Source organism: Pseudoalteromonas sp. DSM 26666 (assembly GCF_900116475.1).
GTDB classification, from domain to species: Bacteria; Pseudomonadota; Gammaproteobacteria; order Enterobacterales; family Alteromonadaceae; genus Pseudoalteromonas; species Pseudoalteromonas tetraodonis.
In genome coordinates, this window is record NZ_FPAR01000005.1 from 341,923 (window position 1) to 359,541 (window position 17,619).

Below are 17,619 nucleotides of genomic sequence, written 5' to 3' on the forward strand. Positions count from 1 at the left end.
TTACTCTACTCCTTGGCGGATAACGCTTGTGGCGATATTCTTTAACTCGTTACTGTTAAGCACTCTTTTTATTTTGTCTGCATAGTTAGGGTCGGTTGCATAACCGGCTTGCTGTAAAGAGTCTAAAAATTTGTGCGGCTTTGCTGTATTGTTTAATGCATCTTGATAGCGAGGGTTCTGTGTTAAAAAATCCACAAAATCATTCACGCTATCTTTTATTGAGTCATACGCTCTAAAGCTTGCTTGCTTTTTAACTGCAGCGCCTTGCTCAAACTCTAAAGTGACCTTACTGGCTTTTTCGCCCTGCCAACTTTTATCTGACTTTATATTGAATAAATTATTTGAGCTATTGCCATCACCTTTACTGATAATATGTTTACCCCAACCAGTCTCTAATGCTGCTTGCGCAACCATAACCGCCGGATTTAAACCAATTTTCTTAGCCGCTGTTTTTGCGTGTTCCCATACGGTGCTTACAAATTCCTCAGCATTTTCAAATGTGCCAGACGCTATGTTTTGTTCGCTTTTTTCAGTTGAATCAACGAGCGGCACTTTTTCAGTGACCTTTTGGTTTTCTTGATGAGGTAAGGTGCTACCCGCACGTTGGTCACTAAAGAAATCTGACGTTGTACGAAGAACAGAGCCTGGCATAAAGTTTTTTCCATCTGGCGATAGTTGCTGCACAATTAAATCTGCAAGACCTAAAGAGCCATTTGATGAAAGCTCTGTAGCCATCTGTTGGTCGTGCATTTCTTCAAAAAACTTCACGCCACTTGCATTAAATGGGCTTTCTTTGTCTTCAAAAGCCTCATTGGCTTTACGCATACTTTTCAGTAGCATTTGGGTGAAGATAGCTTCAAATTGTGCCGCCGCTTTTTTTAACGCCGCTTTAGATGCATCGGTTGATGCATCACCGCTGTTTAAAGCATCTCGACGCAAAGAGTCTAAGTTGCCTAAATCAAAAAAGTTTTGCTTATCTAGATGATTTGTTTCCATCAGCTTTTTGACACAATAATTAATAATACCTAGTTAAATGCAATAATTGAGCCAAAAGAAGAGTAGCGATGAAAGGTTAAGGATGAAAGGTTAAGGATGAAAGGTTAAGGGTTAAAGACCCTAGGCCCTAGGGCTTAGAGTCTTATAAAACTAAATTACAACAAGCTGACCGTTAATTGCACCGGCTTCTTTAAGTGCTTCAAGAATCGCCATTAAATCGCCAGGGGCAGCGCCAACTTCATTAATAGCACGAACTAAATCATCAAGGCTTACACCTGGGTCAAATACAAAAGCACGTGAATCATCTTGATTAACGTCAATAATACTTTGTTGGGTAACCACTGTTTCCCCCTCAGCTAGAGGATTTGGCTGCGCCACATTTTGTTGCTCAGCAATGGTCACAGTAAGGCCACCATGTGTAATTGCCGCAGGTTGTAATTTTACATTTTTTCCAATAACTATAGTGCCGGTACGTGAGTTAACAATTATTTTTGCCGAAGTATCCGCAGGCTTAAACTCTAAGTTTTCAAGAGTTGATAAATACGATACACGTTGCGAGGCATCACGAGGTGCAATAACGCGAATAGAAGCTGCATCGAGTGCTTGAGCGCTATTTGGGCCGATTAAATCATTTATGGTTTTCTCTAAACGTTTAGCAGTAGTAAAATCAGGGCGGTTTAAATTAAAGGTAATATAGTCGTTTTGCATAAATGGGCTTTTAACAGCACGTTCAACCGTGGCACCATTTGGTACGCGTCCTACCGTTGGCGTATTAATCACAACGCGACTACCATCAAGGCCTTCAGCGCCTAAGCCACCTACAATTAAACTGCCTTGAGCGATGGCGTAAACATTACCATCAACCCCTTTTAGGAATGTTTGTAATAATGTACCACCGCGCAGGCTGCCTGCACTGCCAATTGATGACACGGTTATATCTATGGTTTGCCCTGGCTTTCTAAATGGAGGGAGTTCAGCATGAACAGCAACCGCTGCAACATTTTTAATTTTTGGCTTTAAACTAGAAGGTAACGTAATACCAAAACTATTGAGCATGCCTTTGAAGCTTTGTTCGGTAAAACGGCTTTGCTCACCGGTACCCGGTAAACCAACAACTAAGCCATAGCCCACTAATTGGTTTGAGCGCACCCCTTCAACCATAGATACATCTTTAATTCGCTCAGCACTGGCAGTAAATTGCCAGCCTAGTAGCACCATAAAACAAAAAACTTTAAAACCATTCATGTCGAATGTCCTCTAAAAGGGAAACAATGAGCTACTAAAGAAACGCGTTAACCAACCCGGGCTTTGTGCCTCTTGAGTTTGACCCTTACCTGAATACTGAATACGTGCATTCGCAATTCGATTAGACTCAACAGTATTATCGGCATTGACATCTTGCGGACGCACTAACCCCTCTAAGCGAATAAATTCTTCACCGGTATTTAGCGTTAGCCATTTTTCACCGCGAATCACTAAATTACCATTTGGTAATACTCGCATCACGTTAACCGAAATATCGCCAACTAGGCTGTTTGATTGATTTGATTTTGAGTCACCTTTAAACGACGCATCACTACCAACCCCAAATTGAATACTATCGCCACCAATATTAACCGGTAAACCACCTAAACCAATAACAGGATCGAGGCTAGCATCTGTTTGTTTATCTGTTTCTGTTTTAGCCGCTTTTGTGGCTTGGGTTGACTCTTGCAATTTAACCGTAATGATATCGCCTGTTCTAAGTGCTTTCTTATCGGCATATAAGTCATTCGATAACTGAGTACTGAATAAAGAGCCAGTTGCTACCACTGGCTCCATATTAGGCTCAGGATACATAGGTGCATAGTAGGGATCGTCCTGCACTACTTCATTATTTTGTGTAGATACACAACCGCTTAACAGTAAAGTCCCTACTGCAAATAACATGATATTACGCATACAATCCCCCAAGACTATAATTGTTGATTGATGTAGCTCATCATTTCATCAACCGCTGAAATTACCTTTGAGTTCATTTCGTAAACTCGCTGAGTTTCAATCAAATTAACCAACTCTTCGGTCACATTTACATTTGATGTTTCAAGTGAACCTTGAATAATTGTACCTAAGCCCTCAACCCCCGGGTTACCTTGAACAGGTGCACCACTTACTGCAGTTTCGGTATAAAGGTTTTGCCCTATAGGCTCAAGGCCCGACGGATTGATAAAATCACTAATAGTAATTTGACCAATAACCACGTTTTCGGCTTGACCTTTAATGCGAACTGACACTTCACCATCTTGAGATACGGTGATTGACTGTGCATCATCAGGCACATTCATTTCAGGCTGAACAACGTAACCGGCACCCGAAGTTACAACTCGCCCCTCACCGTCGGTGGTAAACTGACCGTTACGCGAATAGGCAATATTGCCATCAGGCTGTAAAACCTCAAAAAATCCAGGACCAGAAATCATCCAATCTAATGAATTTTCAGTGGTGAGCATGTTACCTTGGGAAAAGTTTTTCTGATTAGCGACCACTTTCGTACCCGCGCCCAACATTAAGCCTGACGGCATTTCGGTGTCTTGCGATGAGCGACCGCCTGGTTGATTAATATTTTGGTAGAGTAAGTCTTCAAAAATAGCGCGGCTTTTTTTGTAACCCACTGTACTGGCATTCGCTAAGTTATTTGATATAACCGATATATCTGTTTGTTGAGCGTCAAGCCCTGTTTTACTTATCCATAATGCTGGATTCATAATAATATCCTCACGTTATAGTTAAACGATGCGCATCAGCTGTTCTTGACGTTGATCAATCTCTTCAGCTGTTTTCATCAGTTTTACTTGTAATTCAAATTGGCGTTGATGACTGATCATATCGACCATTTCATGCACAGGATTTACATTCGATTTTTCTAATGTGCCGCCTAATACTTGTACATTGGCTGATGTTTCAACTATTTGGCCTGGTTTAGCTCTAAATAAGCCATCGTTACCCTTCTCGAGTGTAGCGTTGTTTGCATCAACTACTTTTAGCCGATCAACTTCTTCTAAAAAGTTAGCCGGTGCACCTTGAGGGCGAACTTGAATAGTGCCATCTTTGCTAAATTCAATTTTTTCAATCGGTACAGGTAATATGACTGGCCCACCTTCGCCAATAACTTGACGACCGTCGCTGGTAGTCAACATTCCTTCAGCCGTTATATTTAACGAACCCACTTTTGTATAGGCTTCATTACCAGAGGCATCCTGAACACTCAGCCATGCGTTATCACTCATAGCAATATCAAGGCTGCGACCTGTTTCAACAACACCGCCCGATGTCATGTTTGATCCTGGGCGCTCCTGCATAGCAAAAACACGAGTCGGCAAACCTTCACCGAAAGCCTGCATTGACCGTGCTTGCGCAAAATCAGATTTAAACCCAGTGGTATTCGCATTTGCCAAATTATTGGCTTTAAGAGCAAGCCCTTGCATGCTTTGTTTAGCGCCAGATGCCGCTATGTAGACCATTTTATCCATAACATCGACTCATTAAGAAATCTATGTATGAGTAAATGCAATATAAGTGCCAAATTAAATTTAAGTGTGAATAAGATTTTAGGAGAGGAATAAAAAAGGCTGCACTAAGCAGCCTTAGTAAATCAAAATATGATTATCTGATCTGAAGGATGTTCTGTTGAATAGTTGAGTTAACCTCAAGCGCACGAGAGTTTGCTTGGAAGTTACGCTGCGCACTAATCAAATCAACCAGCTCATTGGTTAAGTTTACGTTAGACTGCTCAAGAGCTGACGAATTAATGTTGCCTAGTGTGCCTGAACCTGGCTCACCCGCAATTGGTTCCCCCGAGGTCAAACTTTTTTTCCATGAAGTGTCACCTACTTGCTGCAAACCTTGTGAGTTTGAAAAGCGCACCATGGCAACTTGACCTAAGTAAGTTGAATCACCATTACTGTAAGATGCAACAACTTTGCCATCTGTACCAATATCAATACCCGCTAAGCGACCTACTGTCGCACCATCTTGCTCTAGTGCTTTCACCTCAAAGCGACTCGCATATTGAGTAGGCGTTCTATTTGCAGTACCGGCCTCATCGCGCCAATTAATCGCAATATCATCAAATTGGGCGCCATTAGATAAAATACCCGATAAATTAGCTCCGGTTAAATTAACATCAGTAAAGGTTGGACCAACATTTGGAGCACCATTAGTCGTTGCAGGCAAACCGCTAGCATCAAACCCAAAGGTACTTAGCGGGCTTGGTGTTGCTGTCGCGGCACCAGTTGCATCAAAGGGAGTTTTATCAAGCGTACCATGTACTTGCCATTCATTAGGCGCTGTTTTTACAAAAAAGAATTGTAGAACATGTGGCTCACCAAGTGAGTCATACATTGTGGTCGATGTCGAAGAGTTATAAGTAGTACTGTCTGTTGCATCAAAAGGGACAGCTATTACATCTTCTCGAGAATCGACGTTAAATGATGTATAAACGTTTGAAGTAGAGCGCGGAGAGCCCGAAGAATCTGGTATTTGTAAAGCAGATGAAGTACTAAGACTTACAGAGGTCGTATCACCACTAACTTCATCAACTGGGAAGCTTTGTAAAAAATTACCTTTAGCATCTACAACAAAGTTATCTTTATTAAGCTTAAATGCACCCGCACGCGTGTAGGTAAAGTCTTGTGCGCCTAAGTCTTGACTGGTAGCAAAATACCCCTCACCTGTGATCGCTAAATCCAGTGAATTATTAGTAAACTGCAGCGAGCCCTGATGAAACTGCTGGGCAACCATAGTGGTTTGTACACCATCACCATTTTTCGTTTTACCGGCGCTAAATACTGATGATGCGTATACATCAGCAAATTCAGCGCGAGACTCTTTAAAGCCCGTGGTATTTACGTTGGCAATATTATTGGCGGTAACATCTAAATCTTTTTGTGCGGCAGCAAGGCCTGTTAATGCAATATTGAAGCTCATAATTAACCTCTAACCTAAAAAATATTTAGCCTATTGGCTAAAAAATACATAAAATCTATTACGCGATTTCTGCGACATCAGTCAGCCTAACCGCACCTTCTTTGGTATTAATAATAATGCCGCTTGAGCCATTAATATTAACACTCTCAATATTTTTGAATGAGGCAATTGGTAAGCTAGAGAATTCGCCATCCGTACTGCCTTCAGCTTTAACATTGTATTCACCAGGAGGAAGTCGTTCACCCGCTTCGTTTTTACCATCCCATGCAAAGCGAACAGCACCTGCAGGCTGCGTGCCTAAATCAATAGTTTTAACTAATTGCCCTGATGCATCTTCAATACGAAGCGTTAAATTGTCTACCGGCTTTTCAGCAACAATCGCTCCCTTTACCTCACCCGACTCATTAAGCTCAAGTGTGTCAGACTCCAGCAGCGCTTGCTTACCAACCAATGTTGATGCTTGCAATGCTGAATTTGATGTCATCGACGCAGCTAAAGACTCAAAGTTAGAGTTTAAATTTGAGATCCCTTCAGCCATGGTAAAGTTTGTCATTTGTGCAATCATCTGATCGTTATCAGCTGGTTTGCTGGGATCTTGATATGACAACTGCTGTGTTAACAACGAAAAGAAATCTTCTTGGGTTAACGCATCACTCTCTTCTTTTTTTGGCACTTGCTTATCTTGCCAACGTAAAGAGTCCATGTAGGATGAAGAAGTACTAATATCGTTACTCATGAGCTACCCTCAGTTACCGCTGACCTAACAGCAGTGTTTTACTTAACATTTGCTTAGCTGCATCAGCAACTTGAACATTTGTCTGATAAGAGCGAGAAGCAGAAATCATATTTGCCATCTCCTCAACAACATTCACGTTGGGTTTGTAAATATATCCATTTTCATCCGCACTCGGGTGATTTGGGTTATATTCGATTTGTAGTGGTTTATTACTTTCAACCACTCCTAACACTTTTACACCAACGGCAGAGCCCTGTGGGTTGCTTGCTGACGCTGACGCTTTTGTTAGCTCCGCAGCAAATACAGGTTGTCGCGCTCGGTACGTCTCATTTTGTGAAGAGCTAATTGTATTGGCATTAGAGATATTACTTGCCGTGGTATTTAATCGCACGTTTTGCGCGCTCATACCAGAACCAGCAATATCAAACACATTATATAAACTCATAATTAGGCTCCTTGACTACCGAGGGCTTTTTTCAGGCCTTTAAATTTACCATTAAGAAACTGGACACTGGCCTGATACTCCATAGCATTCTGTGTATACAAGTTCCGTTCCACTTGTATATCAACAGAGTTACCATCACCTGTATCTGTTTGATTTGGCGTACGAAATAGTTCATTACTACCTACACTACGGGTACCACCGGCAATGTGTTTTTCATTGGTTCTTACCATGGTATTGCCGCTTAGTTGGTTGGACTTTGCCGTTTTTAATGCTGAGGCAAAGTCGATATCTTTTGCTTTATAGCCGGGCGTATCAGCATTTGCGATATTAGTAGCGAGCATTTCTGCTCTTTGCGAACGGATCAACATCGCATGCGGATGCACGCCTAATGCTTTATCAAAACTGATAGCCATAACTACCTCCAAAAAATTGACTCAGTACCGATAAAGCAATAAATGAGCCAGCAGTGAAAATAGTGATGATAAAAACAAAAAACGACGCAATAGGCGTCGTTTAGAGGAGGGATAATATATTAATGAAGGTCATTTCTTTTGATAAATGATACCAGGGTTACAACGCACCATATCAAAGTCAGTACTTAAACCAGACATAGACTCCGACGCACCTAAAAATAAATACCCCTTAGGGTTAAGTGCTTGAGAGAATTGTGCAATTATTTTGGCTTTCACCTCAGGTGAAAAGTAAATTAAAACATTACGGCAAAATATAATATCGAACTTACCCATTAAAGCGTACGAATCGAGCAAATTTAAATGCCTAAAGCTCACTTGCTTTTTCAATGAATCAACCACTTGTGCCATACCATTGCCGCTGTCTTTAAAAAACTTTTTACGACGTTCAGCAGAGAGTCCGCGAGCCAATGCCAATGCATCATATTCAGCATGTTTACACATATCAAGCATGGTATTTGATATATCTGTACCAATTATTTGTGCACCCATTTTTAAAACACCAGGGCTGCTGGATTGAAACTCAGCAACCGACATCGCTATTGAGTAGGGTTCTTGTCCTGATGAGCTCGCCGCAGACCATATTTTTAATGGCCTATTTAACGTTTTAAACTCAGGGAATAATCTGGTTTTAAGTAACTCAAACGGATACTGATCTCTAAACCATAATGTCTCATTGGTTGTCATGGCATCAACAACGGCTGCGCGCAACTGGCGCTCATGCACACCGAGAGTTTTACTTACCAATTCAGACAACGATTCAACATTAAATCGAGACATTAATGGTGCCAAACGGCTCTTTACCAAATACTGCTTATTTTCACCTAAAACAATACCGCACTGTTGTTCTAAAAATAAGCGAAATTGATCGTATTCGTTTTGCTGCAAATCTTTATTAGTCAAATCAATAACACCTATGTTTATTAATCACGATGAACCCATTTATTAACGGCTGTTGCAAGCTCGTCTGGGTTAAATTTTGCAATAAAATCATCTGCCCCTACTTTTTCAATCATCGCTTGATTGAAAACACCACTCAATGATGTGTGTAAAATCACATGCAGTGGCGCAAGTTTAGGATTAGCTTTGATTTCTGCAGTCAGCGTGTAACCATCCATTTCTGGCATTTCTACATCAGAAATGAGTAGCCCTACTCGCTCTGTAATATCATTTACGCAATCGAGCTCTGCAATTTCTTTTAATCTTATTAAAGCTTCTTTACCATTTTTAGCCAACTCAGTTGTTACACCTAATGGTTCCAATGCTCGTTTTACTTGATTTCGCGCAACAGCCGAATCATCAGCAATAAATACTATTCTCTCGCCTAAATCTTTTTGTATATTACCTTGCGAGGCAACATCATCGCTCACGGTAGTATTAACTGGGCAGATTTCGTTTAAGATTTTTTCTACGTCGAGTATCTCAACGAGCTCATTTTCAATTTCAGTGACGGCTGTTAAATAAGAATAACGACCCGCTCCTGACGGCGGTGGCATTATTTTTTCCCAGTTCATGTTAACTATACGTTCAACACCACCTACTAAGAATCCTTGCACTGTACGGTTATACTCAGCAATTATTATAAAGCCATCTTCGATGCTTTTTATTGGGCGCCCGCCTACGGCCATAGATAAATCAATCACCGAAATAGTTTGCCCACGAATATGTGCTACGCCACGGATATAAGTGTTAGATTTCGGCATGCTAGTCAATGGAGGGCATTGAAGAACTTCTCTTACCTTGAACACATTAATACCAAAGCGCTGACGCCCATTAAGCTTAAATAACAATAATTCCAAGCGGTTTTGCCCAACCAACTGTGTACGTTGGTTTACTGAGTCTAAAATGCCGGCCATTTAAATCTCCTAAGAAAACAAATATAAGGAACGATAATTGCTTTCAATTAATAAAGCGTCATAACACAACGGGGGCGTCTAAATTCTGACGCAAAATATTTATACCCTGTTTGCAACCATAAGCATAGTCGAAACATTATGAGTTTGTTAAAAAAAACCAGAAGATACAGTGTTTTTTATTTTCTTGCTAGCCTCTGCTTCGCTTTGCCACTAAAGGCACAAGTATTTAGTAAAGAGTTATTGCAAGAAATGGCTGTATCTTATGTTGCTCAAAAAGCAGTGACTACAAATGATAACAAAATACAGTTTAGCGCATTACCGCTAGATAGCCGCATTCCCGATCGCCAATGTAATTCTGAGCCTGAGCTAATAACGCCAAGTGAGCCTCCCTTTAATCGCCAAGTCACTATTCAAATAAAATGTAACGATAGTGACAACTGGGCACAGTACGTTCATGTCAGAATCACTGAATCAGCACCTGTTGTAGTTGCGACTACCAATTTAGCACGAGGTGAAGTGATTACTCCATCCCATTTAAGTATTGATATGCGCCCTGCACACTTTATCAGAGCGCAGTACCTTGAAGATCCAACGGCTCTTATTGGTAGTCGTAGCAAACGCAACATCCGTGAAGGAATGCCCGTTTTACTTAATCAAATATGTATGGTGTGCAAAGGTGATTCTGTTACAATTTATGCTAATATCAAAGGGTTAAGAGTAAAAACGACGGGTATTGCATTAGAGGATGGCACCTTGGGCGAGCAAGTAAGAGTAGAAAACAAAAAGACAGGTAAAGTTTTAAATGCGCGTGTAGATGGTGTAGAGTCTGTGCAAGTAAATATTTAATATAAATTTATGCTAAAGTATCTTTAATATATGCCGATATAAAGGCATCAGTTGGGCAATATACGGATTTTTATTATGGTCGGTCAAGTAAATAAATCAAATCAACAACCGAGTGTTTTAACAAACACTCAACAGCAAAAAGTTGATTTAAAAAGAGATAATGCAAATACACAGGCGGCACAAACGCCTTCACCTAAAGCTGCCAGCGATTCGGTGAGCTTAACACCGCAAGCTAAGCAATTAAAATCGTTACAAGAGAAAGCGCAGCAGTCTTCTGGTTTTGATAGCAACAAAGTTGCTGAGCTTAAAAAAGCGATTACTGAAGGTAATTATCAAATCGACAGTGAGAAGCTTGCCAAAAACTTAGCAGACTTTGAGTTTAACGTTTATGGCTGATCACAATAGTTTAATTACAATTAAACTAAATGAGCAAATTACTTGCTTAACAAAACTGAGCGAGTTACTCACTCAGGAGCTTACTGCGATTGCATCTCGAAGAGGTGAAGGTTTAAAAGAAATTGCCCAACAAAAAATGTCTTTTTTAACCAGTATAAGTACCCTTGATAAAGAACTCAGCAAACTGATTGCCAGTAATGATCAGCAAACAGATGAAAACGCTGACTTAATAAAGCTAACTCGAGAAAAGCTTGAGCAGTGTCAAAAACAAAATGAAGTTAACGCTCACGCAGCGCATCAAGCGCAGTTAAGTGTAAAGCAATTAAAGGGTATTTTAATTGGCGCACCTTCGTCTATGACCTACGATCAAGCCGGTAGCGTAGTTAATACTGACAACAGCATTGTGCGTAACCTAAAAGCCTAAAGAATACTCATAAAAAAACGCCTAAACGATTATTCGTTTAGGCGTTTTTTTATGATTAATAATTTGTCGGTTAGTAATAACTTGTCACTTAGTAATAAGTGACCTTTTTCACTTCCCGTGGTTTTATCTCACCGATGTACAAGTCGTGTACGCGCTTCATATTAAGCTCAAGCTCAGTAATATACATATCATTAACAGCATAAGTTTTTATAATTTGCGCGCCTTTTATAATACCTTGCACTTTACTCTGTAAATAATCATCTTGGGCAACAGAGCCTGCGACGGTTGTGCCTGCGGTAATTTTTTGCCCGTACACTTGTTCCGTTAGTTCGCGGTATGCCTCTAGCTTGGAGGCTTTAATTGCCATAAGCTGTTTTTGAGTGTCATTACTTCCCGACTGCAAACTAATAGGCGCGTACCCTATTGCTTTTAATACAGGGTAATTATTTGGCTCAACATATTTATATTCAACGTGCTTATCAAATATATTGCTACAACCGCTTAACGTTAAGCAGCCTAATGTGATCATTAATGGCATTACTCGCATCATACAGGGCCTTTAAAAACTAATTAAACTCAGTTATGCACGTTTAATGCCAGTGATACCTATATTCTGTAACAACAAATAATAGTGGTACATTACTTGCTGAGACTCATTAACGCTAACGTTTAATTGGAGTAAGAGTATGAAGTCGTTTTTAAAAGCAGTATTGGCAGGATTAAGCACCACTGCTGTATTAACGTTTTCACCTTTTACTCACGCTCAGTGGTATGAGTCTACAGGCCATGCGGTTATTCAAAATAGCGACATTCCCGGTGCAAAGGCCGCTGCAATAAAAGATGCGATTACCCAAGCCCTTGTATTCTCTGGTGCGCGGGTGAGCTCGGTGCAAACGCTTGTTGATGGTGTTTTAACCCAAGATCAGCTAAAAATAAGTAGCCAAGGCGAAATTCAAAAAATAGAGCTTGTCAGTGAAAACCGCAGTAGTGATGAGTTTGCAATTACCTTACGCTTAGATATCTTTGCGCAAACAGAGCAATGTCCACAAAGTAACTTTAATAAGTTTATAGCTGTCACGCAAAGCCAATTAACAAATCGTGAACAAGCGAGAATGGGTCAAATATTTGACATTAACAAAGCAGTCAGTAAAAACATTTATACCTCGTTGCAAAAATCCAAAATGAGTGCAATACCCGTTGCCTATTTCAACAAAGCTATAAAGGTTGATACCTACTTTAATCAACAGCATGACTATTCAAACAGTCAGTTAGAAGAAATTTCATCACGCAGCAACGCGCAATATGTGCTGTTAAGTCAAATAACCAGTTTATCTACCAGCGATAAACTCAATAGCGACTATGCATTTTGGCAAGATGAAAGCTATCAGCGCCACTACCAAATAGAGTTTAGCTTATTTAATGGCACCACTTATGAGCCTTTATGGCAAAATAGCTATCAAAGCCAAGCAATTTGGCCATTTGAAAAAACAGCCATTATTGATGTAAATAGTAATCGGTTTTGGCAATCACCTTTTGGCCAAAGCATTAGTGATATAAACCAAACCTTAAGTTACGACCTACAAGCTGCCATGGCCTGTCTACCTACTCAAGGTAAAATAATGCATATGGAAAACAATAAATTAGTGATTAATTTAGGTAAGGCTCATGGCTTAGAAAAAGGCCAACAACTGAGTATTGCCCATCATAATTATTTAACCGACGCACAAGGCAACACTATGCCGCATACCATCACTACACTTAACCGTATACGAATTGAACAGCTTTATCAGCACAGCGCTATTGCCGTTAGTATTAATGATCAGCCTTTGCCGGGCGTACAAATTAATGACATTGTAGAAATTGCCGAGCAATAGCCGCATGTCAAATGCTAAAGCGCCTCGCTTAGTTTAGCCCTTAAATTAGAGTGGGCGCTTAACCACTGAGCCAATTGCTCAACCCCAGATAAGTGCGGGTAATGCTTTCTACATGCAAATACAATATTACGTTGTTGATTAGGAAAAATAGGCAAATAATGAATACCCACTCGTGGTATTGCTGCAAGTTTTGGCACAAATGTAATTCCATCATCCATCGCCACCAGCGCTAATAAAGTCTCAAGGCTATTTCCTTGATACTGGCTGGAAACATCGACCCCTGCCGAAAAACAAAACTGCTGGGCTTGATCTTTAAAGCAATGGCCATCACTTAACATTAGTAGGTTGCAACCTTGCAGGTCTTGCAGTGCCACTTTTTTATGCTTACACAATGCGTTATCGCTTGATACGGCAACTAAAAAGTCTTCTTTATATAAATCAATGGTATGGTAACTTTTAAGTTCAGGTACATCCGCTAAAATTGCAAAGTCGACTTCACCACTTTCTAGCGCAGCTAAAATAGTGGTTGTTTGCATTTCAGTAAACGAAAACTGGCTATTTATAAACGCTGCTTTCATTGATGTTAGTAGCGTGGGTAATAAATAAGGCGCAATCGTTGGAATAATACCAATGGTAAGCTTACCCTGTAGTGGTTCATTAGATGTTGCTGCCAGCTCTTTTAATATTTGTGTTTGCTCTAAAACGACAGCTATTTGTGTCAATAAACGTTCACCTTTGGCAGTTAAGGTAACGTGCTTGGTAGAGCGATCAAAAATAATAACACCCAATTCTTGCTCAAGCTTTTTAATTTGCCCGCTTAAAGTAGGCTGGCTTACAAAACAGGCATCGGCCGCTTTACGAAAATGCTTATAGTGGGCAACCGCTTTGACATACTCTAAATCTTTTAAGTTCATATTCACACTCAACCTGATAGTTTACATCTATCAGTTTAATACAAACAAACGATTGGAACTATATTTAAATACTCGCCATAATGGCTATCAACAAATCAAGAGGAACTAAAAAACATGTTAAACAATATTGAAGGTCAAACAATCCCAAACGTAACATTCGCAACGCGTCAAAACGACGAATGGAAATCAGTAACTACAGACGACATTTTTAAAGGTAAAACGGTTGTTGTATTTTCACTACCAGGTGCATTTACACCTACGTGTTCATCAACGCACTTACCACGCTATAACGAACTAGCTGGCGTACTTAAGCAAAATGGCGTTGATGACATTGTTTGTGTATCAGTAAACGATACGTTTGTAATGAACGCATGGGCTGAACATCAAGAGGCGCAAAACATTACCTTACTACCAGATGGTAACGGTGAATTTACCGACGGCATGGGCATGTTAGTTGATAAAAACGATTTAGGTTTTGGCAAGCGCAGCTGGAGATACTCTATGCTGGTTAAAGATGGCGTAGTAGAGAAAATGTTTATTGAGCCAGATTTACCAGGCGACCCATTTGAAGTATCAGACGCTGACACTATGCTTGATTACATCAACCCAACTCAAGTAAAACCAGAAGCAGTTACTCTATTTACTAAGCCTGGCTGTCCTTTCTGTAAAAAAGCAAAAGAGCTACTTACAGCTAAAGGCTTTGCATTTGAAGAAATCGTAATGGGCGCTGGCGCATCACTTACCAGCCTTAAAGCTGTATCGGGCCGTGAAACCGTACCACAAGTATTTATTGGCGGTAAGCACATTGGTGGCTCAGACGACCTAGAAAAATACTTTGCTTAATTAAGTAAATAAAACAGGGGCTGCAACGCCCCTGTTTACTAAAGGAAAAACACTATGAAAGAATTGCAAACCGACGTTGTTGTTATAGGTGCAGGTACCGCTGGTTTAAGTGCCTATCGTAATGCTAAACAATTTACTCAAAACGTACTTATGATTGAATCTGGCCCATACGGTACAACCTGCGCACGTGTTGGTTGCATGCCAAGTAAATTATTGATTGCCGCAGCAGAAGCCGCCCATTCAATAGAAATGGCCCCTGCCTTTGGTGTTCACAGCTCAAAACCGGTTATTGACGGTAAAGCCGTTATGGCACGAGTAAAAAGTGAGCGCGATCGCTTTGCAGGATTCGTAGTAGAAGCGGTAGATGAAATACCTAGCGAAGATAAAATTCGTGGCTATGCACAATTTTTAGACGCCAACCGCGTACAAATAGACGACCACACCATTATTACTGCCAAACGTTTTGTAATTGCAACGGGTTCACGCCCTTCTTACCCAGGCGTATTTAATAACTTTGGCGACCGACTGATTATAAATGACGATGTATTCGACTGGGATGATTTACCAGAATCAGTAGCCGTATTTGGCCCTGGCGTTATAGGCCTTGAAATTGGCCAAGCGTTGCACAGATTAGGAGTAAAGGTAAAACTATTTGGCGTAGGTGGTGCCATAGGCCCATTAACCGACCCCGTGGTTAAAGATTACGCTAACACTGTATTTGCAGAAGAATTTTATGTTGATACCGACTCAAACGTATCAGACATGAAAAAAGTAGGTAATAAAGCAGAGCTAACCTATACCGACAAGCAAGGTGTTAAACATACTGAGCAGTTTGACTATGTACTGGCTGCAACTGGGCGAGTACCAAACACCGATAAGCTAGGGTTAGAAAATACCGGCATAGACCTCGATGAACGTGGCGTACCAACGGCCGATGCCCATACTATGCAATGTGGCGACTCACACATATTTATAGCCGGTGATGCCAGTAACATGATCCCACTGCTTCACGAAGCATCTGATCAAGGAACAATCGCAGGGCAAAACGCAGGCCGTTATCCTCAAGTGCGTGCTGGTTTACGTAGAGCTAAAATTGCCGCTGTGTTTAGCGACCCACAAATAGCCATGGTTGGTGAAAGCTTTAAAGAAATTAGCGAACGATTAGGAAGCTGTGACTGCTTTGAAATAGGCGAAGTCAGCTTTGAAAACCAAGGCCGTAGCCGCGTTATGCTAAAAAACAAAGGGCACATGCGTGTGTATGCCGAGCACGGTACCGGCTTATTTTTAGGTGCTGAATTTATTGGCCCACAAGCAGAGCACATAGCACACTTACTTGCATGGGCTGTACAAAACAAAATGACTGTACCACAAATGCTAGATATGCCTTTTTATCACCCTGTTATTGAAGAAGGTCTACGCACTGCACTGCGTGATTTAAACGCTAAATTAAAATTTGGCCCAGACATTCTTAACCATTGTATGGAATGTGGCCCAGGCGCATAACACATCACTAATACACACTTGCTACTCAAAGCCAAAACTGTTGTTTTGGCTTTTTTGTGTTAAATTTTTGTATATAAAAAACAAGTTAAGCTGTTACACTGAGATTAATAAATAAACAAAGATGGACCCACAATGAGCAACAATAAACATAGACTCGTCACTCGCAGCGATTTTGATGGCCTAGTGTGTGCCGTATTACTAAAAGATTTAGACTTAATTGATGACATTTTGTTTGTGCACCCAAAAGATATGCAAGACGGAAAAATAGCCATCACCAGCAACGACATCACCACTAACCTCCCCTATGTTGCAGGGTGTCATATTGCGTTTGATCACCACTTGAGCGAAACCGTTCGTAACGCAAGCGATATTAAAAACCACATTATTGACCCCGAAGCGCCCTCTGCAGCACGCGTTGTTTTTGACTATTATGGTGGCGCTGAAAAATTCCCAAACATTTCAACTGAAATGATGGAAGCGGTCGATAAAGGGGATTCTGCACAATTTTCAAAAGACGAAATTTTAAACCCAACAGACTGGGTACTGATGAACTTTATTATGGATGCGCGCACAGGACTTGGCCGTTTTCGCGAATTTAAAATTTCCAATTACCAGTTAATGATGAAGTTAATTGACGCCTGTAAAGATCACAGTATTGAACAAATACTAGCAATGGAAGATGTTGCCGAGCGTGTTGCTTTGTACCACGAGCACAACGCACAAGCTAAAGAACAAATAGACCGCTGCTCAGCAGTTCACGACAACTTAGTGGTACTGAATTTAACCGAAGAAGAAACCATTTACGCCACTAACCGCTTCGTTATTTACGCCATGTTCCCCGAATGTAATATCTCAATACATAAAATGTGGGGGCTTAAAAAGCAAAACGTGGTGTACGCCATTGGTAAATCAATCACCAACCGTAGCTCAAACACCAATGTGGGCGAGTTATGCCTTAAATATGGCGGCGGCGGCCATTTAAATGCTGGTACTTGCCAAGTAGAAACCAGCAAAGCCGAAGAAGTACTGAGTGAGCTGATTGCTACAATTACCAGTGATGGTTAAGTTATAACTTCGGGGTTCGGGGTTCGGGGTTCGGGGTTCGGGGTTCGGGGTTCGGGGTTCGGGGTTCGGGGTTCGGGGTTCGGCAAAGTATTTTATAAAGCGGGCTAATTGATAGCTCGCTTTTTTATTATGCAGAATTTAATGGTAGGTTACTTTGAGCAAAAGCGAACAATTAAAAATTTTAATGTCTGAAGCCCTGATTTGATAATCCTTTTTTTCTTCACCACTTTACTTCATTACTTTGTTTAAGCCATTTATCAAGTACAGTCTCTAATTTAGCTAATTG

General features: G+C 40.7%; 20 protein-coding genes. 7 read left to right on the forward strand and 13 right to left on the reverse strand.

All coding sequences use genetic code 11. The annotated features are described in order from the left end of the window. The 11 genes from flgJ to BM380_RS11860 all read right to left on the reverse strand — a co-directional run bounded on the left by flgJ (position 1) and on the right by BM380_RS11860 (position 9,468). The gene (gene flgJ, locus BM380_RS11810; RefSeq protein ID WP_008113076.1) at positions 1-996 is read right to left on the reverse strand and encodes a flagellar assembly peptidoglycan hydrolase FlgJ; all 996 of its coding nucleotides are present in this window, start codon (positions 994-996) and stop codon (positions 1-3) included. Positions 997-1,146: 150 nt separating this feature from the next. Beyond that, complete coding sequence (locus BM380_RS11815) at positions 1,147-2,241, reverse strand: flagellar basal body P-ring protein FlgI (protein ID WP_036953616.1); 1,095 nt, start codon at positions 2,239-2,241, stop codon at positions 1,147-1,149. A gap of 12 nt (positions 2,242-2,253) precedes the next feature. Next, entirely contained in the window at positions 2,254-2,937 is a 684-nt protein-coding gene (gene flgH, locus BM380_RS11820; RefSeq protein WP_013465588.1) for a flagellar basal body L-ring protein FlgH, read from the reverse strand. Positions 2,938-2,951: 14 nt separating this feature from the next. Beyond that, complete coding sequence (flgG, locus tag BM380_RS11825; RefSeq protein ID WP_013465589.1) at positions 2,952-3,740, reverse strand: flagellar basal-body rod protein FlgG; 789 nt, start codon at positions 3,738-3,740, stop codon at positions 2,952-2,954. 21 nt (positions 3,741-3,761) lie between these two features. Next, positions 3,762-4,505 carry a flagellar basal body rod protein FlgF gene (locus BM380_RS11830; RefSeq protein WP_024602011.1) on the reverse strand — a complete coding sequence of 248 codons (744 nt, stop codon included), beginning with the start codon at positions 4,503-4,505 and terminating at the stop codon, positions 3,762-3,764. 133 nt (positions 4,506-4,638) lie between these two features. Further along, complete coding sequence (gene flgE / locus BM380_RS11835; RefSeq protein ID WP_024602010.1) at positions 4,639-5,961, reverse strand: flagellar hook protein FlgE; 1,323 nt, start codon at positions 5,959-5,961, stop codon at positions 4,639-4,641. A gap of 58 nt (positions 5,962-6,019) precedes the next feature. Further along, positions 6,020-6,697: a flagellar hook assembly protein FlgD gene (locus BM380_RS11840; RefSeq protein ID WP_013465592.1), complete on the reverse strand. Its 678-nt coding sequence runs from the start codon at positions 6,695-6,697 to the stop codon at positions 6,020-6,022. 13 nt (positions 6,698-6,710) lie between these two features. Beyond that, on the reverse strand, positions 6,711-7,142 hold the full coding sequence (gene flgC / locus BM380_RS11845) for a flagellar basal body rod protein FlgC (protein WP_013465593.1): 432 nt from the start codon (positions 7,140-7,142) through the stop codon (positions 6,711-6,713). Positions 7,143-7,144: 2 nt separating this feature from the next. Continuing rightward, positions 7,145-7,555, reverse strand: a complete 411-nt coding sequence (gene flgB, locus BM380_RS11850; protein WP_013465594.1) for a flagellar basal body rod protein FlgB — start codon at positions 7,553-7,555, stop codon at positions 7,145-7,147. A 129-nt stretch (positions 7,556-7,684) separates the two neighbouring features. Continuing rightward, entirely contained in the window at positions 7,685-8,515 is an 831-nt protein-coding gene (locus BM380_RS11855) for a CheR family methyltransferase (protein WP_013465595.1), read from the reverse strand. A gap of 20 nt (positions 8,516-8,535) precedes the next feature. Next, positions 8,536-9,468 carry a chemotaxis protein gene (locus BM380_RS11860; protein WP_013465596.1) on the reverse strand — a complete coding sequence of 311 codons (933 nt, stop codon included), beginning with the start codon at positions 9,466-9,468 and terminating at the stop codon, positions 8,536-8,538. 138 nt (positions 9,469-9,606) lie between these two features. On the opposite strand from BM380_RS11860, the gene flgA reads away from it, so the two are divergent. The 3 genes from flgA (at position 9,607) to flgN (ending at position 11,134) form a co-directional block, all read left to right on the forward strand. Next, entirely contained in the window at positions 9,607-10,314 is a 708-nt protein-coding gene (gene flgA, locus BM380_RS11865) for a flagellar basal body P-ring formation chaperone FlgA (protein ID WP_016899218.1), read from the forward strand. Positions 10,315-10,389: 75 nt separating this feature from the next. Continuing rightward, positions 10,390-10,710 carry a flagellar biosynthesis anti-sigma factor FlgM gene (gene flgM / locus BM380_RS11870; protein ID WP_013465598.1) on the forward strand — a complete coding sequence of 107 codons (321 nt, stop codon included), beginning with the start codon at positions 10,390-10,392 and terminating at the stop codon, positions 10,708-10,710. Beyond that, complete coding sequence (flgN, locus tag BM380_RS11875; RefSeq protein WP_013465599.1) at positions 10,703-11,134, forward strand: flagellar export chaperone FlgN; 432 nt, start codon at positions 10,703-10,705, stop codon at positions 11,132-11,134. Before flgM ends, flgN begins: the two co-directional genes overlap by 8 nt. An 88-nt stretch (positions 11,135-11,222) precedes the next feature. Here flgN and BM380_RS11880 read toward each other — a convergent pair whose 3' ends face one another. Then, entirely contained in the window at positions 11,223-11,681 is a 459-nt protein-coding gene (locus tag BM380_RS11880) for an LPP20 family lipoprotein (RefSeq protein ID WP_010387855.1), read from the reverse strand. Between the two features lie 139 nt (positions 11,682-11,820). Here BM380_RS11880 and BM380_RS11885 point away from each other — a divergent pair, with 139 nt between their 5' ends. Further along, entirely contained in the window at positions 11,821-13,008 is a 1,188-nt protein-coding gene (locus BM380_RS11885) for a flagellar assembly protein T N-terminal domain-containing protein (protein ID WP_013465600.1), read from the forward strand. 14 nt (positions 13,009-13,022) lie between these two features. Here BM380_RS11885 and BM380_RS11890 read toward each other — a convergent pair whose 3' ends face one another. Beyond that, positions 13,023-13,922, reverse strand: a complete 900-nt coding sequence (locus BM380_RS11890; RefSeq protein ID WP_024602007.1) for a LysR substrate-binding domain-containing protein — start codon at positions 13,920-13,922, stop codon at positions 13,023-13,025. 114 nt (positions 13,923-14,036) lie between these two features. Here BM380_RS11890 and BM380_RS11895 point away from each other — a divergent pair, with 114 nt between their 5' ends. The 3 genes from BM380_RS11895 to BM380_RS11905 all read left to right on the forward strand — a co-directional run bounded on the left by BM380_RS11895 (position 14,037) and on the right by BM380_RS11905 (position 17,333). After that, positions 14,037-14,765: a glutathione peroxidase gene (locus BM380_RS11895; RefSeq protein WP_008466566.1), complete on the forward strand. Its 729-nt coding sequence runs from the start codon at positions 14,037-14,039 to the stop codon at positions 14,763-14,765. A 54-nt stretch (positions 14,766-14,819) separates the two neighbouring features. After that, positions 14,820-16,268, forward strand: coding sequence for a dihydrolipoyl dehydrogenase (locus tag BM380_RS11900; RefSeq protein ID WP_028833972.1), 1,449 nt, complete (start codon positions 14,820-14,822; stop codon positions 16,266-16,268). A gap of 132 nt (positions 16,269-16,400) precedes the next feature. Next, positions 16,401-17,333, forward strand: coding sequence for a DHH family phosphoesterase (locus BM380_RS11905; RefSeq protein WP_090494488.1), 933 nt, complete (start codon positions 16,401-16,403; stop codon positions 17,331-17,333). Positions 17,334-17,619 lie beyond the last annotated feature (286 nt).